Source organism: Micromonospora musae (genome assembly GCF_003626545.1).
Lineage (GTDB): Bacteria > Actinomycetota > Actinomycetes > Mycobacteriales > Micromonosporaceae > Micromonospora > Micromonospora musae.
Genome location: NZ_RAZS01000003.1, coordinates 61,861 through 85,288, shown reverse-complemented (window position 1 = coordinate 85,288; position 23,428 = coordinate 61,861). Strand labels below are relative to the sequence as shown.

The following is a 23,428-nucleotide window of genomic DNA, read 5'->3' as shown; positions in this document are numbered from 1 at the left end:
TCGTCGGCTGGTTGATCATTCTGCGCAATACCACGTACGCCCAGATCAGTCGGCCTCCCCGTAGCGTCTGACTCGCTCATCTGGTCGACCCGCAAAGGAACACGCATGTCCATTCACGAAGATGACGGTGCCTCTACGTCACAGCAATCGAGGGGGCAGGACCGGCGCGGTTTTCTGCGTAACGCGGCGCTCGCCGGGGCCGGCGCCGCTGCGCTGAGCACGGTTGGCTCGATGCCGGCGTTCGCCGCAGAATCCAACAAGGCAACCAAGACCGGCACCTGGCGGCCGAACCCGACGTCGCTGCAGTTCACCCTGGCCGTCATGCCCGACACGCAGTATCTCGCCTGGGGCAGCCAGGACAGCATCAACATGAAGCCGCTGGAAGAGTCGTTCCGCTACGTCATCAACAACAGCGGCGACGACTCCGGCGACAACATCGTGTTCCTCGCCGGGCTCGGCGACATCACCCAGGACGGCGACCCGACCTCGTTCGAGGCGGTCGGCAAGGCGTTCAAGGTGCTGGACAACCACGATGTCGCGTACAGCGTGCTGGCCGGCAACCACGACGTGACCGGCGACGACAGCCGCGGCGACTCGGCCTACCTGCAGACCTTGGGCCCGCAGCGGTTCAAGCGCGCCAAGACGTTCGCCGGGGCCGACCCGTCCGGTTACAACACCGCGCACATCTTCCAGGCGGCCGGCCGCTCGTGGCTGCTCCTGGCACTCGACTGGCGGACCACGGACGCGGGCCTCGCCTGGGCCAACGACATGATCAAGGCCCACCCGAAGATGCCGGTCATCGTCACCACCCACGAGCTCGTCGACTCGACGTACGGCGACGAGGTGTTCCCGTACGAGTCGGGCGACCCGGAGAACAACGCCGTACTGACCTCCTACGGTCAGCGGCTCTGGGACGAGCTGATCAAGGACAACGACCAGATCTTCCTGACCCTCAACGGCCACTTCTGGCCGAACGGGCGCATGACGAAGAAGAACGCGCACGGCAACGACGTGCATATGCACATCACGAACTACCAGAACCGGTTCATGGGTGGCGGCGCGATGCTGCGCCTCTACCACTTCGACCTGGCCCGCAACACGATCGACGTGGAGACCAAGAATCCGTGGATCCTGGCTGAGGACGCGGCAGCGCGCAGTCCGCTGGCCCAGGAGCACTCCCGGATCACCGGTCCGGTCGACAACTTCTCGATGCCGATCAACTTCGGCGAACGGTTCGCCAGCTTCATTCCGCTGCCGATCCGGCCAGCCCGCCCGGCCAGCAAGGTGCTGGTGAAGGGCACGCTGGCGTACTGGCGCTTCGACGGTGGGGGCGCGGACGGCACGCCGGTCACCTCGGCGCAGACCATCCGAGACCTCTCCGGCAAGGGCAACGATCTCACTCTGGTCACGCTGCCCGGCGCCGACGCCGATGCGCTCACCTGGTCCGCCGACCACCACCCCGACCAGCCCGGCCACGCGAGCCTCAAGTTCGCCGGCGGCCGCAACCCGGTGCACGGCGGTTCAGTGGAACCACTACCCGCTGAACACCACCTACCCCACGACCAACTGGAGCCACGGCCTGGTCGAGCTGCGGTGGTGGCACATCGCGGTGGTGAACGACGGCCGGCTGAGCAAGCTGTACATCGACAGCTCGCCAGTGGCGGACAACCCGTCCCGGGAGTCAATCGGCGTCACCTCGCTCGGGCTTGAGTGGTTGCTCGGCGCCCACGAGAACGCCGGCAAGGTCGACGTCGTCTTCCACGGCAACGTCGGGGATATCCGTATCGTGAACCGGCCCTTGGACTTCAAGGACTTCATGACCGGAAAGTAGGCCGTATTACTTCGAGAATCCCGTCTCCGCGTCGGTCGCACTCGTGGAGGCGGGATCCTCGCTGTAGGTGTACCGCCACCGGGCGATCTGTTGCATACGGCTATCTGTTACTCACCGCCATGAATGGCGGGGATTCCCTCCGCGCCGCGCACGGAACGCGCAACGCCCAGGTGGGTTCCTGCTTCACCGCGATCCGCCGAAGGTTGCTCCGGTCTTACGTCCACTCCACAGGCGTTCATCGTCTCCGCAAGCCCTGCGGCGACGGTGGTGCGTTAGACCCCGGCTTGGTTATCACCGGAGCCCGACGGGACGTTGCCACGGTCACGGGCACGCTCGGGCCTGGCGGCCCTCCCGCGCGGGCCTTCACCCCCGCCCTGAAGGGCGGAGCACTGGCCCGCGTCGCGGTAGCGCATGTCGACTCTGGAAAGCCTGCTTCATGATCGTCCCGCGCGCGCCTTCACGCTGTGGCCGGCCTCCGCTGTAAACGGCCACGTCGGTCAAGCCAGACCCATCGGCCTGGCTTCGGTGGCCGCGACCGACGAACAGGCCGCGCCCCACTCGCTGACCGTGATGCAGACATCGAAGAGCGGCGGCGGGGCGGCTATTCCCGCCCGATCCGCCTCACCAGCACCATCGCCGCGTCGACCATGGCACCGGCCGGATCCTGCACGAGCACCACACCGACGAGCCGCCCGACCAATCACCGTCCAAGAGCACGCAGCAACCGCCGCCGATCACAATGCGCCGACTACGCCTGGGTCTACGCTGGAGACGAGGCGGTCGGAGCCGCGCAGGTCCCGGGTGGCCAGAGTCGCGGCCTTGACGGTCTGGCTCACCGCTCACCCCCGAACGTGCCGGTCGGGTAGACGTAGACGTGGCCGCAGCGGCGGGTGATGTCCGGCGACATCCGCACCGAATGCGGGTTGAGGCCGCCAGCCATGACCATCAGCGAGACTTCGTCAGTGTGCTGGGGGCAGGCGTACACGGAGGCGTCGAGGGAGGCGCCGCTGTAGACCTCGATGCGGTCGGTGGCTGCCTGGCCGCAGCTGGCCGGCACGAACGGTAAGGCGCTCACGGGTCAGGGCTCGCTTCCTGACCAAGGGAACGGACGATGGGTGGGATCACCGCGTCTGGCCGATCCTCCTGCGTGGCAACCGCCAGCATGTCCGCACCGGACCAATCGCCCGCCTGACGTCGCCGGCACTCCGGCTCCGGGCACACGCACCGCCAGCCAAGCTCGGCAGAGGGGATCCGGTCGCCGCCGCAGCCGTGGCTGACGATACCGACGAGGATCACGGGCGCGCAGCCGAGACACGTCGAGTCCTCGACGGCTGGGGCCGGCCGCGGTGTCGCGGCCGGCTTCCGCTTGCGCGGCATTAGATTTCGCCGTCTCGGATCTTCTGCTTCAGCGTCTCGAACGAGGCCGCGGGGAACTTCGCAACGTATGCCGGGTTCTCGCTGTCCCGCAGGTACACGTTGTCGCCGTCTGTGGCGATCGCGGGGCAGTTCGGGCCGCTGTTGTCGCGGCGTAGCGTCGTCCAGTTGAGCCTCGGCACGTGGGATCTCCTTTGTTGCGCCGCTCGTCTCAAGCGGCCGGTTGTCGGCAGGAGTGATGCGTGGGGCGTGGCTGGCAAAGGGTCTGCGCGCCCAGTCGTTTGGGGAAAGCCCGTCGGGCGTGCGGCACCGGCAGCCGCAGCCGCCGTTTTGTGCTCAGGCGTCCGGCGTACGGAAAACGTCACGGACGCTTGCTCGACGGGCGTGTCGAGGCGGCAAAAAAGCACATTCCTTCCCGAGATATAGGTCAAAGTCGTCCTCCAACAACAGCTCATCCGACAGCGCCGGCAGAGTCCCTGCTCATGGTGCTCGTGCGCAACCTTCAAATTGCGCCTGCTCGACATCCTCGCGCCGGAAGCCGTTGTCCTCAGCGATGGCGGTGGGCTTAAGCGGACCGTGCTGCGGCCCGTCGTGGGGCCGGCAAGGTGGCCCGCCTGCTGACCGCGGGCTTGATCAGGCTAGGCGCCGAGGCGTCGGTCGAGCCGGTCCAGGTCAACGGCTGGCCGGGTCTCATCCAGCAGCTCAACTGGGAGGTCGACGGCGTTATAGCAATGCGGGTCGAAGACGGTCTCCTGGTGCGGGTAGTCCTGCGACTCCGGCAGCACACCGCTGGCGTAGTTGTAGGGGCTGCTCTCCTGCATCGCCGTGGCCACCGCGACGACCAGCGCGCGGTGGGGAACGCATCTTCTCGCCGGTGCGTGACCAGGACACCATCCGGGTGACCGACATCCGCTCGACGGGAGGCCGAGCCTGTTCGCCAGGCCGCTTGCGCTATGTCGCGAGCTAGCGATCAGGTCGACAGATACGAATGTCATGATTGAAGGGGTTCTCGGCCGGATTGACGTGGTCAGTCAGATTAGCTGGTGTGACCCTGGAAACGGGCCGAAGTGTCCGGCGTGGGAAACCTTCGTTGATCCACGTCGACCACCAATACCCGTCTCAACGTCGCTGACTGCCCGTTGAACGGCGTACGGCCGCGACGCACGACCAGGTCCTGGCGTCGCTGACTCGTCGGGGCTGTGATTTCTGACAAGCCGTCTATGAATTCCACTTGTTGGAGGACCCATGGAACTCGGGCTCGCACTGCCCACCGCCGGCCCGGAGACCTCGCCGGAGACGATCATCAAGGTCGCCAAGGAGGCCGAACGGCTCGGCTACGCCGCCCTCTGGACGTTCGAGCGCCTGCTCCGCCCGCTCGAGAAGGTCGTCCTCTGGACGGGGGGCGAACCCCAGACGGTGCCGGAGTTCTACGGTTCCACGTACGAGCCGCTGGAGACGCTCAGCTATGTCGCCGCTGAGACCGAGCGGATCAAGCTGGGCACCGCGGTCCTGCTGGCGCCGATGCACGTACCCGTGATGCTCGCCCGCCGGCTCGCCACCCTGGACCAGTTCAGCGGCGGCCGGGTCATCGCCGGCATGGGACAGGGCTGGCAGCACCACGAGTTCGAGACGGCGAACGTGTCGAGCCGACGCAAGGGCGTCCGCACGGAGGAGTTCATCGCGGCGATGCGGGCCGCCTGGGGCCCGGACCCGGTCCAGCACGAAGGCGAGTTCTACAAGATCACGCCGTCGCAGGTGAACCCCAAGCCCGTCCAGGCCCACATTCCAGTGCTGCTGGCCGCGACGTCACCGGCCGCCATCAAGCGCGCCGCCCGGATCGCCGACGGACTGCTCCCGCTCACCTCCTCGGCGCAGGAACTGGCCGGCGTCGTGTCCACGTTCCACGACGCCGCCCGGGAGGCGGGCCGCGACCCCAAGGACCTCCAGGTGATCAACCAGGCCGCCTGGCCGACCCCGGTCACCCGTGAGCCGATCGGCGACGGCCGGCCCTTCCTCGGCGGATCGCCTCGGCAGATCGCCGAGGACCTCATGGCCGCCCGTGAGAGTGGTGTCACCCAGGTGTACCTCGCCGCCGGCCAGGGCCTCGGGCTCGACGTGGGCCTGAAGGGCGCCGACGTGGACGAATGGCTCGGGTTGCTCGGTGAGGTGATCGAGGCGGCCGAGCAGCTCGGCGTTCTCGCGCCGTGAGGATCGGTGAACAACGGGGACCGGCGCCCACCGGTCTGGAGCACCAGCCGCCACTACGGCACCGCGACCGCGCCGGCGGTGAGGGCGCGAGTGCTGGGCACGGTGCCGGACCGGTCGGGTCTGCACCGGGTCGGCCCGGCGCAAGACTTCGACAGGCGTTCTAGATGTCCTCGTCAGGAGCCACATCGGTAGGCTGGAATCATGCGGGAAAGTGCGATTCGGCCGAATGCCGCGCTCGGCGATTTTCTGCGGTCGCGCCGGGCACGACTCGATCCCACCGAGGCGGGTGTGGTCAGCGCCCGGCGCCGCCGAGTCCCGGGCCTGCGCCGTGAGGAACTAGCGGCGCTGGCCGGGATGAGCGTCGACTACTACACGCGCCTCGAACAAGGACGGCACTCCGCTGCCTCGCCCGGCGTGCTCGATGCGATCGCGCGTGCGCTGCACCTGCCCGAGGCCGACCGCAAGTACCTGCATCGCCTGGCCGAACCGGCGCCGCCGCAGGGCGATCCGGTTCCCGTACGCCCCGAGACCCGCGCTCTGATGCGCGCGCTGGGCCCAACACCGGCCGTTCTGATCAACGCGAGCATGGACGTGCTCGCTATGAACCCGGCCGGTCGGCGGCTCTACGCCGGCTTCGACGCCATGCCGCCGCACGAGCGCAACTCGATCCGATACATGCTCACCGCTCCCGGGGCCCGCGAACTGCACGGCGAGGACTGGACCGCGATCACGGCCGAGATGATCGGCATCTTGCGGCTGCGAACTGGGCGAAAGCCACTTGTTGGCGGTGCCCGGGGTCTGGTCGACGACATGACCGCCTCGAGTGACCTGTTCCGCCGGGTCTGGCAGGACCAGACCGTGTCACTCGCTGACCGTCGCCGCAAGATCTTCCATCATCCCCAAGCCGGCCGGATCGAGCTCGCCGTGGAGAGCCTGATGGTCCAGCACGCTGAGGGACAGATCCTGATCGTGCTCTCGCCCGAGCCCGGATCCGCCGCCGAACGCGCCTGGCACGAGGTGATGGCCCGCGACCCGATGTGACCGGGATCCTGGCCATCACTGAGCCAGGTAGGGGCAGCTCTCCGCGCCTACCGTCGCCCGAGTGACGATCGACCCGCCTTACCCGCGTCGCTGGGCCATGTTGCCCGCGATCCTGAGTGCCAGCTTCATGACACTGTTCGACTTCAACGTCGTCAACGTCGCCGCCCCCTCACTGCAACACGACCTGCACGCCGGGCAGGCCGCTCTCCAGATGGTGGTCGGTGGCTATGCGTTCACGTACGCCGCCGGGATGGTGATCGGCGGACGACTGGGCGACCAGGTCGGCCACCGACGCATGTTCCTCATCGGCATCACCACGTTCGCACTCGCCTCACTGCTGTGCGGCGTCGCTCAATCGCCCGGCCAACTGATCGCCGCACGGCTCCTCCAGGGCCTGACCGGCGCGATGATGGTGCCACAGGTCCTCGCACTGATCACTTCGGTGTTCCCGACGCCGGAACGACCGAAGGCCATGTCCTGGTTCGGTGTGACGCTCGCCCTCGGCAGTGTCGCCGGGCAGATCCTCGGCGGCGTACTCGTCCAAGCCGATCTGTTCGGGCTCGGCTGGCGCGCCATCTTCCTACTCAACGTGCCGATCAGCGTGGTGGCGGTGCTCGCTGCGGCTCGGCTACTGCCAGACCATTTGAGCACCGACCGCCGCCACCGGTTCGACGTGCTCGGCGCGATCGGGATCGCGACCTCGCTCGGCCTCGTGCTGGTCCCGCTCATCCTCGGCCGCGAGCAGGGCTGGCCTGTGTGGGGCTTCATCCTGATGGTGCTGGCGGTTCCCGCGTTCGGCGCCACGCTCTGGTGGGAGCGCCGTCACGCCGAGCCAGTCCTGGATATACAGCTGTTCCGCAGCCGCGCATTCATGGCCGGTCTGCCCGCCAACGCCGCCTTCATGGGGTACTTCGGCAGCTACTTCCTGGTCCTGACTTTGGTCTGGCAAGAAGGGTTGCGCCTGTCCGCCCTGCAGGCGGGCCTGGCGTTCCTCCCGATGGGCGTGGTGTTCGCCCTGGTCTCGGTGCTCGGCCGGAGCGCCGTGGCCCGCATGGGGGCACGGGCCGTCACGCTCGGCAGCCTGATCGTCGCGCTCGGCCTGATCGTGATGATCGTCGAGCTGCACGTGCTGCGCGCTGATCTCACGGTGGCGTGGCTGCTGCCGGCCACCGCCATCATCGGGTTGGGCAGCGGGCTTGCCTTCCTGGCCCTGATCGGCTCGGTACTGGCCAACGTGGAGCCGACCCGGGCCGGCGCGGCGGCCGGGGTGCTGACCACGACGCAGCAGTTCGCCAGCGCGGCGGGTGTGGCAATTCTCGGGTCGATCTTCTTCGCCAACGTCGGGAGGAGCACGAGCTTGGCGGCGTACGCAAGAAGTGCCGAACGCTATTCGTACCTGGCGCTGATCTGTGTGCTGGCCACCGCCGTGCTGGCCACCCTGATCCAGCGTCGGCAGGCCGCGCCGGAAGCCCGGGCCGAGCTGGCGGACTCCCGGGGATAGTTCACGGCCGCACGTCGTGGGCCTGGCCCTGACAGGCCCACGACGCCGGGCGGATTCATCGTCTCCCTGATAACCGGCAATCAGGACCCTCAGCAGGTCATACGCTCCGGCGGCTTCAGGTCGGGCCCGAGACTTCCGGACTGCCTGGTGAGACCGGCAACAGAACTGGCGGGGCTACGGCCGCGAGTAGGGCATGACTCGGGACCCCCGGCCCACGCCCCGAGGTGCGGGCCGGGGTGGTCTCGGATGCGAACGGCCGGACCCTCTTGATCGCTCGTCTGACAGGACGGGCTCGAAACGGTCGGCGTGGGAAATGGCGTTGCACCGGCGCCACTGCGCACGGTTAGGTTGATGACATGACCAGCTCGCACGCGTTCCCGACGGCGTCCCCCGACGTCCTGCTCGGCGCGCTGCGACGCCGGCGGTCCAACGACCGCCTGCGCTGAGCAATCCTCTCTGCGACCGGCGGATCGAACCGCCGGTCATCGTCGATCGTCTTCGGTCCGCCCGCATCCTCATCCGGTGATCCGCGACCGCGGATCCGAGCGAGATCGGCGTACCCATGGATCTGGAGCAACTTCTGACCGACCGGCTGGCGCCGGCGTTCGCGACGGTGGCCGGCACGCCCGTGGACCCGGTCGTGCGGCGCTCCCCGAGGGCTGACTTCCAGTCCGACGGCGCGCTGGCCCTGGCCCGGCAGCTCGGCCGGACGCCGCGCGCCATCGCCACCGAGGTGCTGCGGCACGCCGACCTTGCCGACCTGTGCAGTGTGGTGGAGGTCTCCGGCCCAGGGTTTCTCAATCTGACCGTCGCCGACGACGCCCTGGCCGGGATGGTCTCCGCGCTGGCCACCGACCCGCGGCTGGGAGTGGCGATGGCCGCTACGCCGGAGACTGTGGTGGTCGACTACTCGGCGCCGAACGTGGCGAAGGAGATGCACGTCGGGCACCTGCGATCGACGGTGATCGGCGACGCGGCGGCCCGGCTACTGGAGTGGCTGGGGCACCGGGTGCTGCGCGCCAACCACCTGGGCGACTGGGGCACGCCGTTCGGCATGCTGATCGAGCATCTGGTCGACCCGGGCGAGGTCGAGGCGGCGCAGGAGCTGTCGATGGGTGACCTGGACTCGTTCTACAAGGCGGCTCGGGCCAAGTTCGACACCGACGAGGCGTTCCGTGAACGGTCCCGGCGGCGGGTGGTGGCGTTGCAGGGCGGCGACGAGGCGACGCTGCGGCTGTGGCGGTTGCTGGTGGAGCAGTCCGAGCGGTACTTCCTCACCGTGTACGGCCTGCTCGACGTGACCCTCACCGAACGGGACTTCCACGGTGAGAGCAGCTACAACGACCTGCTCGGGCCGGTGGTCGAGGAGCTGGACCGGCTCGGACTGCTGCGCGAGAGCGAGGGAGCGGCGTGCGTGTTCCCGCCAGGCTCCGTCGGGCGCGACGGCGCGCCGCTGCCGCTGATCGTGCGCAAGTCCGACGGTGGGTACGGCTACCCGGCGACCGACCTGGCGGCGGTCCGGCACCGCACCGGCACCCTGGGCGCGACCCGGCTGCTCTACGTGGTCGGGCTACCCCAGCGGCAGCACTTCGAGATGGTGTACGCGGCCGCCGCGCAGGCCGGATGGCTGGCCCCGCCCGCCCGGGCCGAGCACGTCGGGTTCGGCTCGATCCTCGGATCGGACGGGCGGATGCTGCGCAGCCGGGCCGGCGGGTCGGTGAAGCTGGTCGGGCTGCTGGAGGAGGCGATCACCCGGGCCACCGCACTGGCCCGGGAGCGGAACCCGGAGCTGGGTGAGGCTGAGGCGGCCGAGGTGGGCCGGTCGGTCGGCATCGGCGCGGTCAAGTACGCGGACCTGTCCAGTGACCGGCACAGGGACTACGTGCTCGACTGGGAGCGGATGCTCGCGCTGGATGGCAACACCGCGCCCTACCTTCAGTACGCGTACTCGCGGATCCGGTCGATCTTCCGGCGAGCCGGGCTGACGGCCCGGCCGGACGCGGGGATCTCGCTGACCGAGCCGGCCGAGCGGGCGCTCGCCTTCGAGCTGGTCGGCTTCGGCAAGGTGGTCGGCGAGGTGGCGGAGAACCTGGAATTCCACCACCTCGCCGGGTACCTGTACCGGCTGGGCGCCACGTTCAGCACGTTCTACGAGCGGTGTCCGGTGCTGCGGGCCGACGGGCCGGTCCGGGAGAGCCGGCTGGTGCTCTGCGACCTGACCGCCCGGGTGCTCCGGCAGGGGCTCTACGTGCTCGGCATTCGGACGCTGGAACGAATGTGATCAGGCAGGTGAACAGGGGTTCCGCTCGGCTGAGCTGCTGATGGGCGTGTCCGGCATCGGGTACGGGTCGCTGCCCGTCCAGATGCCGGACGTCCTGCCCCAGATCTCGACCGACCAAGAATTGTGAACCCCAGCGGGGAGTCCGAGCGGGCGCATGAGGCGACACGGCCGCCTGGCAGGATGGGCCGGTGAACGTCACGCGACTCATCACCTCGGGGGACGCACCGGCCCTGGCCGAACTGTTCCGCCTCAACCGTGAGTTCCTAGCGCCGTGGGAGCCGGTCCGGAGCGAGGAGTACTTCACCGTCGACGGTCAACACGCGGTCATCCAGGCCGACCTCGGGCAGCACGAGCAGGGATCGAAGCTCCCGCACGTCATCCTCGACGACTCCGGTCAGGTGATCGGCCGGATCACGCTCAGCGGCATCGTGCGCGGTCCGTTCCAGTCCTGCGCCATGGGCTACTGGGTGAGCGCCAGTCACAACGGCCGAGGCTTCGCGACCAGGGCGGTACGTGAGATCGTGCGGGTGGCCTTCGAGGAGTTGGGGCTGCACCGGGTGCAGGCAGAGACGCTGCTGCACAACGTCAGGTCGCAGCGGGTGCTGGAGCGCAACGGGTTCGTGCAGTTCGGCGTGGCACCGGAGTATCTCAACATCGCCGGCCGGTGGCAGGACCACGCCGTCTACCAGGTGCTGTCTCCGACGGCCGCCGAACGGAATCGCTCACCACGCAACGCTGAGACCCGCGCGCCACAGCCAGCTCCACAAGGGACATAGACCTCCGAACCACCCGATCACTCCATGCGGCTGCATGTCAGAGGTAGCGATAGACAGGGATCAACCTGTAATACCGAGGATGAGCGCGTACGAGATCGCGCTTCCCGGCTATCGCGGAGGTCAACTTGCCCAGCCTGCAAGACCGACTGCTCATCTCGCCCCGCCGCCTCGGCGCCATCCTGACACCGGTGATCACCGCTGCGGTGGCCGCCGCCGTCGTCCTCGCCGTCACGGCGCAGCCTCAACCGCCGGCGGACGCTCCGCTCGACCACGCGCTCGGGGTGACCGGGCCGGAGGGGATCCGCAGCGTCGCATACACCCAGGCCGTCGCCGCGGCGAAGACCAAGAAGCCCAAGGTCACCGTGATCGGGACCGGCGGCACGATCTCGGGCGTCGCCACCTCGCGGAGCAGCTTCACCAACTACCAGTCCGGCCGGATCGCGATCAGCGACCTGGTCGGCCAGCTGCAGCCCGAGATCGGCGAGGTCGCCGACGTGACGACGGTGCAGTTCGGCAACAAGGGCTCGGGCGGGTACAGCATGGCCGAGTTCCACGCGTTGACCCTCGCGGTGGAGTCGGCGCTAAGGACCTCGGACGGCGTCGTGGTCACCAGCGGCACGGACACCATGGAGGAGTTCGCGTACTGGCTCGACCTGACGGTGCAGAGCCAGAAGCCGGTCGTGCTCACCGGGGCGATGCGTCCGTGGGCCGCGGGGACCCCGGACGGTCCGCAGGTCATCGGCGCTGACGGCCCGGCGAACCTCTATAACTCGATCGTCCTGGCGGCGAGCCAGTCCACGTACTGCTACGGCACGGTGCTCATGCTCGGCGACGAGTTCCACGCCGCCAGGGACGTCACGAAGACGAGCACCCACCGGATGGACACCTTCCAGTCCCGCGAGCTCGGCGTGCTCGGCTGGATCGACGGGCCGAACATCAAGGTCGGTCGGGCGCCGGCGCGAGTGGATGACTGCGACAGCAAGAAGCGCTGGAGGACGCCGTTCGACCTGTCCCAGATTCCGCCGACCGCGCTACCCCGGGTCGAGGTGGTCTACGGCTACCAGCAGGCCGGCGGCGAGGCGATCACCGCCTTCGCGGCGGCCGGGGTCAAGGGCATCGTCACGGCGGGCACCGGAGCCGGTGGTCTCTCCTCCGCCCAGAGCAGCGCCCGGTCCGCCGCCGCGCAGTCGGGCGTGGTCTTCGTGACCGCCTCGCGCACCGGCTCCGGCTCCACGTACGGGGGAAGCAGCAGTCTCCCCATCGTCGCCGGCGACGACCTGCTGCCGCAGAAGGCGCGGCTGCTGCTCCTGCTCAGCCTCGCGTTCTCCCCCACCGACACCGCCAAGGTCCGGGAGTGGGTGACCACCCTCGGCAACCCCGAATGGGACACCACGCCGAGGGGCACGGGCGGCAACTGATCACCTCCGGTGGCCGGGTCGTATCCCGCCCGGCCACCGGAGCCGCCGCGAGGATTTCTGCGGGCCGTCGATGGGCAGTCTGCTCCCCGGCGGCCAGGGCCGGACTACGCGAAGCTGAGGCCATCGGTCCGGGCTCGCTTCAGTTCGGTGAACGCTCGGTAGCCTGCGAGCAGGCGGGCGCTGTCGAAGAGGATAGGTCCACCGCCAGGATCTCCGTACCCGGCGTCGGCGCCTCGCAGGGCTCAGTCGACTGCAGCAGCCGTGCCGCGCGCAGCTGTTCCCGGACCGACGCTCCGAGTCGACCTGGTGGCGGACGCCCCGTGTCGGTGCAGTTGAGCAGTTGAAGGGGGCGCCGGATCGGGTGTCCCAGATCCCGAGGCCGCCCCGGCGTGGCACGCGGGCAACCCCGGCGCCCAATGCAGTTCGTTCATGTCCTCGACCAGCCCCCACCGCGTCGAATTGTCGAGACAGGGGGAGATCGATGTCTCCTCCGACTGCGCTGAAAATCACCATTCATGGACCATGTGGTCCAGGATAGATGCTTGACAGCAGCGGGATGAGTACCCACGCCACGGTGGCTGGCCTGGGCTGCGGCGACTGCGCAGTAGCACCCGCATGACCTCTAGACTGGACTTGACCGACCAGTTCCGGCGCGACTACGTTCGGGGCGTCCGGCTCGGTGCCTCCGCTAGGGACGAGCTGTCGGGCGTGCCCACGGGCGCCGAGTTCTACGGACGTCGCGCCACCTGGGGGGACCGGGTGCCGCGGATCGCGAATCGGTGGGGAAGGAATAGTTGGTATGAGTAAGAGTTTCGAAGGCCGTAAGGTCGTGGTCGTCGGCGGCAGCAGCGGGATGGGCCTGGCCACGGCCCACCAGGTCGTCGCCGGGGGCGGCACCGCCGTGATCACGGGTCGAGACCGGGACAAGGTCGGGGCCGCGGTCGAGGCCTTGTCGGAGAACGGAAAAGCCTGGGGCATCACGGCCGAGTTGACCGACCGCGACCAGGTGCCCGAGCTCCGGAAGCAGCTCGCTGCCGAGCACGCCGACGCGACGATGCTCGTCAACGCCGCGGGTTTCTTCATCCCGAAGGCGTTCAGCGAGTACGACGAAGCCTTCTACGACTCGTACAACGAACTGAACCGTGCGCTGTTCTTCATAACGCAGACCGTCGTCGCGGGCATGGTCGCCGGGGGCCGGGGCGGCGCCATCGTCAACATCGGCTCGATGTGGGCGCACCAGGGCATCGCGGCGACGCCGCACACCGGCTACTCCGTGCAGAAGGGCGGCCTGCACTCGTTCACCAAGGCCCTCGCGATCGAGCTGGCGCCGCACAGCATCCGGGTCAACGCGGTCGCCCCCGCGGTCGTGAAGACGCCGCTTTATCTGGGCTTTGTCCCAGCGGACAAGTTCGATGAGACCGTCGGCAGCTTCGACAGCTTCCACCCGCTGGGGCGTGTCGGTAGCCCGGAGGACATCGCGAACGCGGTGTCGTTCCTGCTGTCGGACCAGTCGAGCTGGATGACCGGCGCCATCGTCGACGTCGACGGCGGCATCATGGCCGGCCGCAACTGACCTCGAACGCAACGCAGGGATGGCGCCGGCGGGGGCCTCGACTCCGACGGCGCCATCCCGAGGGCCTCGCAGTAACGCTCGCTGGAGTGGCAGGGATGAGCTGGTGGAGCGGCCCGAGCCGGACGCGGCGGCGAACGAGTCGTTGTCCAGGTTCATGCCTCGGGATTCACCCCGGGTCAGCTGACATGGCCCTCGATCTGGACTGATCGACTCGGCCGTGACCGGACGCCGTCGATTCCCGAGCACGAGCTGGCCGGAGTGGTCAGCGCTCTCGGCTATGGCACTCTGGTCTCAACTCACCCTGGCAGACAGGCTCTTGCTGGTATCACTTCAAGTGAAATACGTCAGTAGCCGGAAGTACGAGGCGAACCGAGCGCCCTTGTGACCTGGTCCCGCAGGACCGGGAGTAGATCGGTGATGAACCAGGGGTTGCGTGCCTGCCAGCGGAAGTTCAGCGGGGATGGGTGCACGAGTGGGATGGTGTCGGGCAGGTAGTCGTGGAACGCGTGGACGGTCTCGGTGAGGTTGCGTTTTGTCCGACCGGCAAGGTAGTGCTGTTGCGCGTAACTGCCGATAAGGATCGTCAGGGCGATCTCGGGCATCAGCTCGAGCAGGGGTCTGTGCCAGCGGGCGGCAAAAGACTTACGCGGTGGCAGATCTCCACTGGCGCCTTTACCGGGGTAGTAGAAGTCCATCGGTAGGAGCGTGAACAGGTTCGGGTCCCGAAATTGAGTGTCGGTGACGCCGAGCCAGTCGAGCAGTTTCAGACCGCTGGCGTCGTACCAGGGGACGCCGGATTCTTGGGCTTTACGTCCGGGTGCTTGCCCGATTACCGCGATCCGGGCGTGCGGGCCCGCCGTGTACAACGGCAGAAAGCCGAGATCGCCTGCCCACGCATTGTCGGGGTCAGCGATGATGTCGGCACGGATGGAGTTGAAGCTCACTGCTGCCCCTGCACTCGTTCGGCGTGGCGGACGAGCCGCTCCTGTTGCTCAGGATACGGCAGCTGCCATTTGTTGCTGAGCGGGCAGTAGTCCCCACGATTCAAGAACGCGCTGTCCGCGTGGTGGGCCGGTTCACGTTGATCGTGACTGTCGCAGTCGGCGACCCACACCCGGTTCGGCAGCGTCGCTCACAGCGGTGAGGAGCTGCGCGCGCGTGAGGATCTCTGACGTCCGCCGATTGGCAGTCTGCTCGCCTGCGGCCAGGACCTGGCTACGCGAAGCTGAGGCCATCGGTCCGGGCTCGCTTCAGTTCGGTGAACGCCCGGCAGCCGGCGAGCAGGCGGGCGCCGTCGAAGAGGCGCAGAGCCTCGTCGCCGCGAGGGATCGAGGTCAGTACGGGGCCGAAGAAGGCCACGTCGTCGACGATGACCGTCGGGGTGCCGAGGTCCTCGCCGACGAGTTGTTGGGCGCGGGCGGTGCTCGCCCGCATCTGCGGGTCGATGTCGTTTCGGTGAGCGACGTCGGCCAGCTCGGCGGGAAGGCCCGCCTCGGCCAGGGCTGCCGGGATGACGGTCTCGAAGTCCTTGTTCTTCTCGTCGTGGATCCGGCGGCCGAGTGCCGGGTACAGACGTGCGAGGGCGGCGGTGCCGTGTTGTGCGACCGCCGCCGCGCATACCCGCGCCGGCCCCCAGGCACGGTCGTTGAATTCGCGGTACCAGGGTTCCAGGTCGCGATGCTCGTTGATCACCGCGAGGCTCATCACCTCGAACCGCAGTGCGATGGGACGCAGCCGGGCCACCTCCATGAGCCAGCGTGAGGTGATCCAGGCGAAGGGGCAGGACGGGTCCACGTAGGCGGTGACTACCGGGCCCGGCGCACCTGCAAAGCTATCTTCCACGGAAGGTAAATTACCTTCCGTGGAAGGTAAGGTGCAACCGTGGATGAGGACCGCATCACCGAGATCGTTGGTCAGTGGCGTCGCGAGCGACCGGACCTCGACCCGAGCCCGCTGCTGATCATCGGTCGGATCCAGCAGCTGTCCGAAGCGCTCGACGCGGCGCTGCGACCGCCGTTCGCCGCGGCGGATCTCGGCAACGGCGAGTTCGACGTGCTCGCGGCGCTGCGCCGAGCAGGCGAGCCGTACACCCTCACCGCGGGTCAGTTGAGCCAACGGATGCTCGTCACCACCGGCGCGGTGACCAAGCGGGTGGACCGGCTGATCACCCGAGGTCTCGTGTCACGCTCGGTCTCCGAAGCCGACGCCCGCGGCAGAGTCGTCGGGTTGACTCCCGCCGGAGTCACGTTGACGGACCAGCTCATCGAGGAACATCTCGCCAACGAGGCGGCCCTGCTGCGCGGACTCAGCGACATCGACCGCAGCGCGCTGGAGCGCCTACTCTCGACCTTGGCCCGAGCCGTGACTCCCTGAGTCCCCACCTCCCCGACACCGTCAGCGTGGCGGCGAGGCCTGCTCCAAGGGGCGCCCGTGAGCTCGGATCGCGTCCGAGACGGCGACGCCGAGCAGGACCACGGCAGCTGCCGCGGCGACCCCGAGTGGCGGGCGGCCGACCATCAACGGCGCAATGGCCAAGAGCACGAGGATCCCGATCGGCCGTGGCCGGGACACGCGGGCGAAGGCCACATACTCGAATAGTGAGCGCCCGGCGAGGTAGAGCGCGGGCCCGCCGAGGATGGCACTGACCCAGGCGGGTTTGGCGTGTCCGGTCGGGTCCATGAGGAGGAGTTCGGAACCGGCTGAGGTGACGACGACGCCGGTCACCATGAGCAGATGAGAGAACTCGGCCGACCGACCGAGCCGGCCGGGATTGGCGGATGCCGCGATGGCCTCACCCAAGATCTGGCCGGCTCGGTAGAAATAGATCCGCCACAGCAACACCGTGGTGAGGAATGACAAGGTAAGGGCCAACGTTCGTTCAGCCACGATCGGACCGCGCAGAAGGCTGGATCCGGAAGTCAGGATCGTCTCACCGAGCGCGACGATGACGAGCTGCCAGTAGCGTTCGGCGAGGTGCTCGCCCGCGACGGCCCACGGGGACACCCGCGCGCGACCCAGCCCCGGCACCGGCCAGCCGAGTCTGGCCCCCAGGTAGTCGATGGCCACGGCCAGCGCCCACAGCAGATTTCGCGTCAGCTCTGGTGCGAAGGCGCCGACCAGCCACGGTACGGCCGACGCGGCGAACCAGACGAGCGCGAGCATGTTGACGCGGCGCAGACCGTGACCTCGCAAGGTGAGTACGAAGAAGAGGGTGCGGCCCACCTGGATCGCCGTGTACGTGCCCGCGAAGAGCATGCCGGTCGAGGCGAGAGCCCCGGATATCGCGACCGCCAGGAACAGACTCCCGAGCATCGTCGCGACGACAACGACCTGGATCGCCGGCTGGAACGGGTCGAATCTGCTCGTCGTCCACGCCGTCTGGGTCCAGATCGACCAGAGGGCCAAGAGCAGGAGCAGGGTCTCGCCGTTCTCCGACAGCGAAGTGCTCAACGTCTCGGCGACGTGGCCCCTGGTGTAGTCCAGCACCAACTCGTGCACGATTCGAGTGAGCGCGAATACGTACACCAGATCGAAGAACAGTTCCAGGAAGGTCGGCCGCTGCGGACTCTCTCGCTTGCGCAGCAGATTGGCCACTCTGTTCGTCGTCACCGGCCCGTCCGCGTCGTCGGCTTGTCGCTGAAGCAGTCGTACCACGTCGCCGCGCCGCCCACGGGAAGATGCACGCAATGTGGGTTTCGGTCTGGCGGGCACGATCGCAGAAACTGATCTTGATCGCGTCAGGCCACAGGTCGAGACCAATCATTTCGGCATGGTCTGCATGACTCAGCCATGCCGGGCAGCAGTCATCCGCTCACCGGGTCGCCGGCGCGGTACACGGCGAGCGGGCGGCGCAGTACGGTGATGTCGCTCGTCGGGTCGCCGTTCACGACCAGTAGGTCGGCGTCGAATCCGGGGCGGACGTAGCCCTTGCGCCGCCCGAGACCACAGACCTCGGCACCGACCGAGGTGGCCGCGGCGAGTGCGGCGGTGGCGGGGATCCCGCATGCGACGTACTCGACGAGCGTCTCCGGCAGGATCCCGTGCGGCTTCGCCGGGCCGAGGCCCGCGTCCGAGCCGGCCACCAGGCGGACCCCGGCCCGATGCAGCGTCGTGGCGCCGTCGCGCAGCGTGGCCTCGCTGAGCCCGAGCCGCGCCGCCATCGCCACCACCTCCGGTGGCGTGACCACAGCCGGGTCGGTGCCGAGCGTGGCACAGACCGCCACCCCGGACGTGGCCAGGCGGTTCGCGAGATCGTCGGGGACGTGGGCGCCGGTCGCGGTCACGCACGTGCAGTGTTCGATGCCGTCGACGCCGACGCGCAGCGCCTGCTCGACCGCGCTGAGCGCGTGCGCGTGCGCGGTCACCGGCAGGCCCAGGTCGTGCGCCCGGGTCAGCGCGGCGGTCAGCTCCCGGTCGCTGAACTGAGGCCGGGAGGTGTCGGTACCGGGGGTGAACACCCCACCGCTGGCCATGACCTTCACGACGTCGGCGCCGGCCTCTGCCCGCAACCGCACGGCCTCGCGAATTTCGTCGACGCCGCTCGCCTCGCCCCCCATCGACCAGCAGTGCCCGCCGACGCTGGTGATCGGCGCGCCCGACGCCACCACCGTAGGTAGATCGTCGCGCATCTGCCGCTCCCGCCACCGGAGCACAGCCCCGCTCCGGTCGCCCAGGTCACGAACCGTCGTGACGCCGGCCGCCAAGTGCGAGCGCAGCGACGCCTCGATGACCGCGTCGAGGTCCGGCTCGGGACGCTCGGCGAGCCGGCCGAGGGCGTCGGGCCCAGCACCGGCGCACAGGTGCACATGCGCATCGATCAAGCCGGGCAGCACGGTGCCGTCCGGCTCCTCGCGCACCGGCCAGCCCGCCGGCACCTCGGCCCGGCCCTGGTGCACGTCGGCGATGCGCCCGTCGTCCAGCAGGACCAGCACCCCGCCGTCCACCAGCCGCTCGCCGTCGAACATCCGCGCCGCCCGGACAGCATGCTTCGTCATCAACTTCCCCGCTCTTCTGGACTAGAGCCGAGTTGCCCGTCTCGCACCGCGATTCAAACGTCAACGTCGCCGGAATACCGGGTGCTCATTGATGTGCGGTTCCGAGACCCGGGTGACGTCACCGCCGGCATCGGCCAGCGCATTCCAGTCCATTTTGCCCACTCCGACCTACTCGACGATGTCTTCGCGCATCCCGGACTTCCCCTCGCTCTCCAGCAAACCTCACGATCCGAGGTCTGCACTCCCCCGGTAGAGGGAGCGCATCCCCCCGCTACCGGGAGGACACGGCGACCAGTCGTCGCAGAGCGTTGATCCATGACCGTCAGGCGATGTTCTGTCAGTCCTGGGGTGGCTGCCCGGCCTCGTCGGGAGCGGGCCACGAACACCGGCCGTTCGCTGAGCCAGCCTGACCAGGTCACGGCCGATGCCTCAGCGACTCGGCCCCTCGAAAGATCGGAGCACTCGTGAGTCCCACCGACTCTACGCGTACCTCGGCTGCGGCCCCATCGCCCTGGGCGGTCTGGGCCGCCTACGCCGTCCCGCTCTGCGTCCTGCCGTCCGCGGTCTGGCGACTGTCCCTGCTGTTCACCGACGACGCCGCTAGCACGTGGTACATGATCTTCCTGTCCGTCCTGTCGATGCTGCTTGCCCTGTCGACACTCGGGCTGGTGCATCGTTGGGGACAACAGGTGCCGGCCCGGGTACCGCTGCTCGGAGGCCGGTCGATCCCAGCTCGCCCCGTCGTGATCCTCGCGATGGCCGGCGGCTTAGTGCTGGTCGCGATCACCGTGTACTTCGTCCTGAACCAGATGTTCCACTTCGTGCCGCGCGGATGGGCCAGCGTCGGCAGCGACGAACCCGCACATCCGGTGCCCGGCTGGGAGGTGCTCCGGTACTACGTCCCGCTGCTCGCTTGGGGTCCGCTCGTCATCGCCGTGGCCGCCGACTACCGGCGGCGCGTCGCCCCGGTTCGAGCACCGTCTCGATAGCGTGTCGGACCGCTCGGCTGCCGCCGCATCCTCACATCGACAGGCCGAACAGTTACCGACCGCGTCACCGCCTGCGCGGCTGCCGCCACCAACTGGATCCAGGCGAGCTCTTTTGTCACATGCGCCCTATATTGTCGTTGCGCGCCCCGCATCCCCGCCGACTCCCGCCCACGGAGGTCAGACGATGGCTGGTTCCGCGCTCGACACCATCTCCGACGACGAGGCGCGCGCGAGGCTCGTCGACCAACTCCTCGCCGACGGAAGGATCACCTCGCCAGCGGTGGAGCGGGCATTTCGCCGGGTGCCGCGGCATCTGTTCGCACCCGACGATGTCAGCATCGACGCCGCGTACGCCGACGACGTGATCATCACCAAACGCGGCCCGGACGGGCGCGCGACGAGTTCGATCTCCGCGCCCTGGCTGCAAGCGATGATGCTGCACGCCGCCCGCCTACGCCCCGGCGCGCGCGTCCTGGAGATCGGCTCCGGCGGCTACAACGCCGCACTCATCGCCGAAGTCGTCGGCCCGCACGGCAACGTCACCAGCATCGACATCGACCCCGACGTCACAGCCCAGGCTCGAGCCGCGCTCGACAGCACAGGTTATCCGCACGTCCAGGTCGCCACGGCGGACGCAGAAACCGGCCGCCCGCCGCCGCGCCATACGACGCGGTCATCGTCACCGTCGAAGCCAGCGACATCCCACCCGCCTGGATCGACCAACTCGCCCCCGAGGGCATCCTCGTCGTGCCCCTACGGATGCGCGGCAACACGCGATGCCTCACCCTCACCCGCGAAACCAATCACCTCATCGCCATCGACTCGATCGTCTGCGGCTTCGTACCCATGCGAGGCGCCGCCGCCAACTCCGTCACTCGACGGGCCCTACGCGGCGACGACGTGACGCTATGCATCGACGACCCCGACACCCAGGCCCTGAACTTCGACGCCCAGACCAGCACACTGAACGGACCCCATATCGAGGCCTGGTCGGCGGTCACCACCCCACCCGCGACGTCATTCGACTCCCTGCACCTATGGCTGGCGAGCCAACCACACCCCTACGGACAACTCGCCGTCGACCGCGACCGCGCCGCGGACCTTGAGCCGCAGAACTGGGTGGCGTGCCCCGCTCTGCTCACCGACGACAGCATCACCTACCTCACCATCCGCAGACTCGACGACACTGCCTGGCAGTTCGGCGCCCGCGGCTACGGCCCCCACGCCGCCCCGCTCACCCAACACCTGCTTGACCTCATCGCCGACTGGGACCGCCACCACCGCAACACGCCCGGCCCGCACATCGCCGTCTACCCGAACGGAACCATTCTCCCGCCCACGGACCAGCCCCGTCTTGTCGTGGCCCGCCGGCACAGCACCACCGCGATCACCTGGACCACATCGAGGAGCCGCGCGTGACAGCCGACGACCCGGTCCTCGTGACCGTGCGCGGAAACTCGGGAAGCGGAAAGGCGACCGCAACCCGAGAAGCGCCCCGCCGCTATGGCCGCGGCGCGGCGCTGTTCAAGCTTTCCGACCGTCCTCGTGTACGTGATCTCCGGGAATGCCTCGGTTGTTGATCCCTCGGCGGCCTCAACCTTTCATGATCTCTACGTTCGGGAAGTGCGGATGTGAGAGCGGTTGGACCGCAGGCGGCTTGTGGGGCGCAGCGCCGCTCAGCGGGAGGGTTGGTCGGCGCGCGCGATCGGCATGTATGTCGCGGCAGCGTCGGTGGTCAGGAACTTCAGGACGATGTCGCGCACCGCGTCGGCGTGTTCCAGCAGCAGCAGGTGACTGGCGTTTGGCAGTACGGCGAGCTCGGCGGTGGGCAGCGCCCGGTAGAGCGCCACCGTGTGGTCGAGTGTGACGAGGTCGTCGTCGCCGGCCAGGACAAGGGTGCGGGCGGTCACGGCGCGCAGGTCGTCCGGGTCCGGGCCGGGCTCCGTCGCCGCCGCATGGGCGATCTTGCCGACTACCACCGGAAAGTGGTCCCGGCCGTCGGGTGACACCTCGGCGTAGGCGTCGACGATTTCGGTGGGCATCTCGCCACCGGTCGTCGGTTTGAAGATCAGTCCGTCGAGGTCGTAGGCCGTGCTGATCAGGACGAGACGTTCGACCAGGTCGGGGCGGCGCATCGCCACCCGCAGCGCCACCGTGCCGCCGGCGCTGTAGCCGACCAGCCGGGCCGGGGCGCCGACCACCTGCTCGAGGAACGCGATGGTGTCCTGCGCCATCAGCTCGATGGTGATCGGGCCGGGAGCATCGGGGGTGCGGCCGTGGCCACGCCGGTCGGGCAGGTACACCCGGAACGTGTCGGCGAGGCCGTCGAGGTTGGCGGTGAAGCAGCGGCTGTCGGTCAGGCCGCCGTGCAGGAGCACCACCGGGTCACCGGTGCCGCGTTCGTCGTGCCACATGTCAACGGTGTTGGTCATGCACTACATACGAGGCGGCGGGTCCAAACTCATCGGCAGACCGAACAGTGCGAACAGAGACGGCTCGAGGTACGACGTCGTGGCCGCGATCAGCCCGTCCCGAACATCCAGGACGACCAGGCCGATAGCCTGCCCGCCGCGGTACTGGCCGAATGCCGGTGAGCCGTTGGCCGCGGTACGGACGAGCCGGTCATCGGCACACACGCCGGCCGCGCCGAGCAGGGCGGCCCGGATCGCTTCCCGGCCGGCGAGCCACCAGGCGAACGGCGGCATCGACATGGTGGCGTCCTCGTGCAGCAGCGCTACGAGGCCGTCGACGTCGTAGGCGGTGAACGCCTGGACGTACCGTCCGAGCAGGTCCTCGGGCACCTCACTGGTTCCGCCCGGTTGGTCGCGCGGGGAGATGCTGGCCCGGGCACGCTGCAGGGCACTGTTGACTGCGGCCGGGCTCATGTCGAGGAGTGTCGCTACCTCCTCCGCCGACCAGCAGAGCACCTCACGCAGGATGAGCACCGCCCGCTGGCGCGGCGCCAATTGCTGCAGGGCGGCGACGAACGCCAGCCGGATCGTGTCGCGCTGCACGGCGAGCTCCGCCGGATCGCCGTCGACAGGGAGCACGCGCCGGTCCGGGACGGGTCGCACGAAGGCGGCGGCGCTCAACGGCGCGCCGAGGCCACCCCCGACAGGTGAGGACGGGCCGAGATCCATGGCGAGGGCACGCCGCTGCACGCTGCGGGTCATGTCGAGGCAGACGTTGGTGGCGATCCGGTGCAACCAGGTACGCAGACCCGCTCTGCGCTCGTCGAACCGATCAGCACTCTTCCAGGCCCGAAGCAGAGTCTCCTGCACGGCATCCTCGGCCTCGGCGGCGCAGCCGAGCATGCGATAGCAGTAGCCGGTCAGCTCAACGCGGTGCACTTCCAACCGATCCTCGAACATCACCCGCCCACGGTAAGTGCCGAGCCCGACACCTGGCTTCAGGGTCCACGGCGGTTCGACGACGCGGATGG

20 protein-coding genes and 2 pseudogenes are annotated in these 23,428 nt (G+C 68.7%); 13 read left to right on the top strand and 9 right to left on the bottom strand.

The annotated features are described in order from the left end of the window. Window positions 1-231 precede the first annotated feature (231 nt). A complete protein-coding gene (locus D7147_RS08610; RefSeq protein WP_233563034.1) occupies window positions 232-1,710 on the top strand; it encodes a metallophosphoesterase family protein in 1,479 nt (492 codons plus the stop codon). Window positions 1,711-2,663: 953 nt separating this feature from the next. Here D7147_RS08610 and D7147_RS08605 read toward each other — a convergent pair. From D7147_RS08605 to D7147_RS33515, 3 genes and pseudogenes are all read right to left on the bottom strand, one after another. After that, entirely contained in the window at window positions 2,664-2,906 is a 243-nt protein-coding gene (locus D7147_RS08605) for a hypothetical protein (RefSeq protein ID WP_120675510.1), read from the bottom strand. A 301-nt stretch (window positions 2,907-3,207) separates the two neighbouring features. Then, window positions 3,208-3,387 (bottom strand): hypothetical protein, encoded by a 180-nt coding sequence (locus D7147_RS08595; protein ID WP_120675506.1) that lies wholly within the window; start codon window positions 3,385-3,387, stop codon window positions 3,208-3,210. A gap of 555 nt (window positions 3,388-3,942) precedes the next feature. Further along, window positions 3,943-4,065, bottom strand: a pseudogene (locus tag D7147_RS33515) (peptidase M23); the annotation flags it as partial. 385 nt (window positions 4,066-4,450) lie between these two features. Here D7147_RS33515 and D7147_RS08585 point away from each other — a divergent pair. The 8 genes from D7147_RS08585 (at window position 4,451) to D7147_RS33660 (ending at window position 14,354) form a co-directional block, all read left to right on the top strand. Beyond that, on the top strand, window positions 4,451-5,413 hold the full coding sequence (locus tag D7147_RS08585; RefSeq protein WP_120675504.1) for a TIGR03619 family F420-dependent LLM class oxidoreductase: 963 nt from the start codon (window positions 4,451-4,453) through the stop codon (window positions 5,411-5,413). A 201-nt stretch (window positions 5,414-5,614) separates the two neighbouring features. Then, window positions 5,615-6,454, top strand: coding sequence for a helix-turn-helix transcriptional regulator (locus tag D7147_RS08580; RefSeq protein WP_120675502.1), 840 nt, complete (start codon window positions 5,615-5,617; stop codon window positions 6,452-6,454). Between the two features lie 61 nt (window positions 6,455-6,515). After that, window positions 6,516-7,955: an MFS transporter gene (locus D7147_RS08575; protein WP_199716612.1), complete on the top strand. Its 1,440-nt coding sequence runs from the start codon at window positions 6,516-6,518 to the stop codon at window positions 7,953-7,955. A gap of 562 nt (window positions 7,956-8,517) precedes the next feature. Then, window positions 8,518-10,236 (top strand): arginine--tRNA ligase, encoded by a 1,719-nt coding sequence (gene argS, locus D7147_RS08570; RefSeq protein WP_120675498.1) that lies wholly within the window; start codon window positions 8,518-8,520, stop codon window positions 10,234-10,236. A gap of 188 nt (window positions 10,237-10,424) precedes the next feature. Continuing rightward, a complete protein-coding gene (locus D7147_RS08565) occupies window positions 10,425-11,012 on the top strand; it encodes a GNAT family N-acetyltransferase (protein WP_120675496.1) in 588 nt (195 codons plus the stop codon). Window positions 11,013-11,137: 125 nt separating this feature from the next. Then, entirely contained in the window at window positions 11,138-12,430 is a 1,293-nt protein-coding gene (locus D7147_RS08560; protein ID WP_120675494.1) for an asparaginase, read from the top strand. An 829-nt stretch (window positions 12,431-13,259) separates the two neighbouring features. Next, window positions 13,260-14,003: an SDR family NAD(P)-dependent oxidoreductase gene (locus D7147_RS08550; protein ID WP_233563032.1), complete on the top strand. Its 744-nt coding sequence runs from the start codon at window positions 13,260-13,262 to the stop codon at window positions 14,001-14,003. 180 nt (window positions 14,004-14,183) lie between these two features. Continuing rightward, the gene (locus tag D7147_RS33660) at window positions 14,184-14,354 is read left to right on the top strand and encodes a hypothetical protein (RefSeq protein WP_407663330.1); all 171 of its coding nucleotides are present in this window, start codon (window positions 14,184-14,186) and stop codon (window positions 14,352-14,354) included. Here the strand turns inward: D7147_RS33660 and D7147_RS08540 are convergent. After that, window positions 14,348-14,947, bottom strand: coding sequence for a uracil-DNA glycosylase family protein (locus D7147_RS08540; RefSeq protein ID WP_120675490.1), 600 nt, complete (start codon window positions 14,945-14,947; stop codon window positions 14,348-14,350). The genes D7147_RS33660 and D7147_RS08540 overlap by 7 nt on opposite strands. 271 nt (window positions 14,948-15,218) lie before the next feature. Further along, on the bottom strand, window positions 15,219-15,845 hold the full coding sequence (locus tag D7147_RS08535) for a mycothiol-dependent nitroreductase Rv2466c family protein (RefSeq protein ID WP_120675488.1): 627 nt from the start codon (window positions 15,843-15,845) through the stop codon (window positions 15,219-15,221). A gap of 39 nt (window positions 15,846-15,884) precedes the next feature. On the opposite strand from D7147_RS08535, the gene D7147_RS08530 reads away from it, so the two are divergent. Next, window positions 15,885-16,376, top strand: a complete 492-nt coding sequence (locus tag D7147_RS08530; protein WP_120675486.1) for a MarR family winged helix-turn-helix transcriptional regulator — start codon at window positions 15,885-15,887, stop codon at window positions 16,374-16,376. Window positions 16,377-16,397: 21 nt separating this feature from the next. On the opposite strand, the gene D7147_RS08525 is transcribed toward D7147_RS08530, so the two are convergent. Then, window positions 16,398-17,597 carry a low temperature requirement protein A gene (locus D7147_RS08525; RefSeq protein ID WP_120675484.1) on the bottom strand — a complete coding sequence of 400 codons (1,200 nt, stop codon included), beginning with the start codon at window positions 17,595-17,597 and terminating at the stop codon, window positions 16,398-16,400. A 209-nt stretch (window positions 17,598-17,806) separates the two neighbouring features. Then, window positions 17,807-18,997 carry an amidohydrolase family protein gene (locus D7147_RS08520; protein WP_120675482.1) on the bottom strand — a complete coding sequence of 397 codons (1,191 nt, stop codon included), beginning with the start codon at window positions 18,995-18,997 and terminating at the stop codon, window positions 17,807-17,809. 464 nt (window positions 18,998-19,461) lie between these two features. On the opposite strand from D7147_RS08520, the gene D7147_RS08515 reads away from it, so the two are divergent. The 3 genes and pseudogenes from D7147_RS08515 (at window position 19,462) to D7147_RS32975 (ending at window position 21,405) form a co-directional block, all read left to right on the top strand. Continuing rightward, window positions 19,462-19,986, top strand: coding sequence for a hypothetical protein (locus D7147_RS08515; RefSeq protein WP_120675481.1), 525 nt, complete (start codon window positions 19,462-19,464; stop codon window positions 19,984-19,986). A gap of 184 nt (window positions 19,987-20,170) precedes the next feature. Next, window positions 20,171-20,778, top strand: a pseudogene (locus D7147_RS32980) (methyltransferase domain-containing protein); the annotation flags it as partial. A gap of 108 nt (window positions 20,779-20,886) precedes the next feature. Continuing rightward, complete coding sequence (locus tag D7147_RS32975) at window positions 20,887-21,405, top strand: class I SAM-dependent methyltransferase (protein ID WP_233563104.1); 519 nt, start codon at window positions 20,887-20,889, stop codon at window positions 21,403-21,405. Between the two features lie 257 nt (window positions 21,406-21,662). Here the strand turns inward: D7147_RS32975 and D7147_RS08505 are convergent, their stop codons facing one another. Further along, entirely contained in the window at window positions 21,663-22,418 is a 756-nt protein-coding gene (locus D7147_RS08505; RefSeq protein WP_120675479.1) for an alpha/beta fold hydrolase, read from the bottom strand. A 3-nt stretch (window positions 22,419-22,421) separates the two neighbouring features. Further along, a complete protein-coding gene (locus D7147_RS08500) occupies window positions 22,422-23,357 on the bottom strand; it encodes a sigma-70 family RNA polymerase sigma factor (RefSeq protein WP_120675477.1) in 936 nt (311 codons plus the stop codon). Window positions 23,358-23,428: the final 71 nt, after the last annotated feature.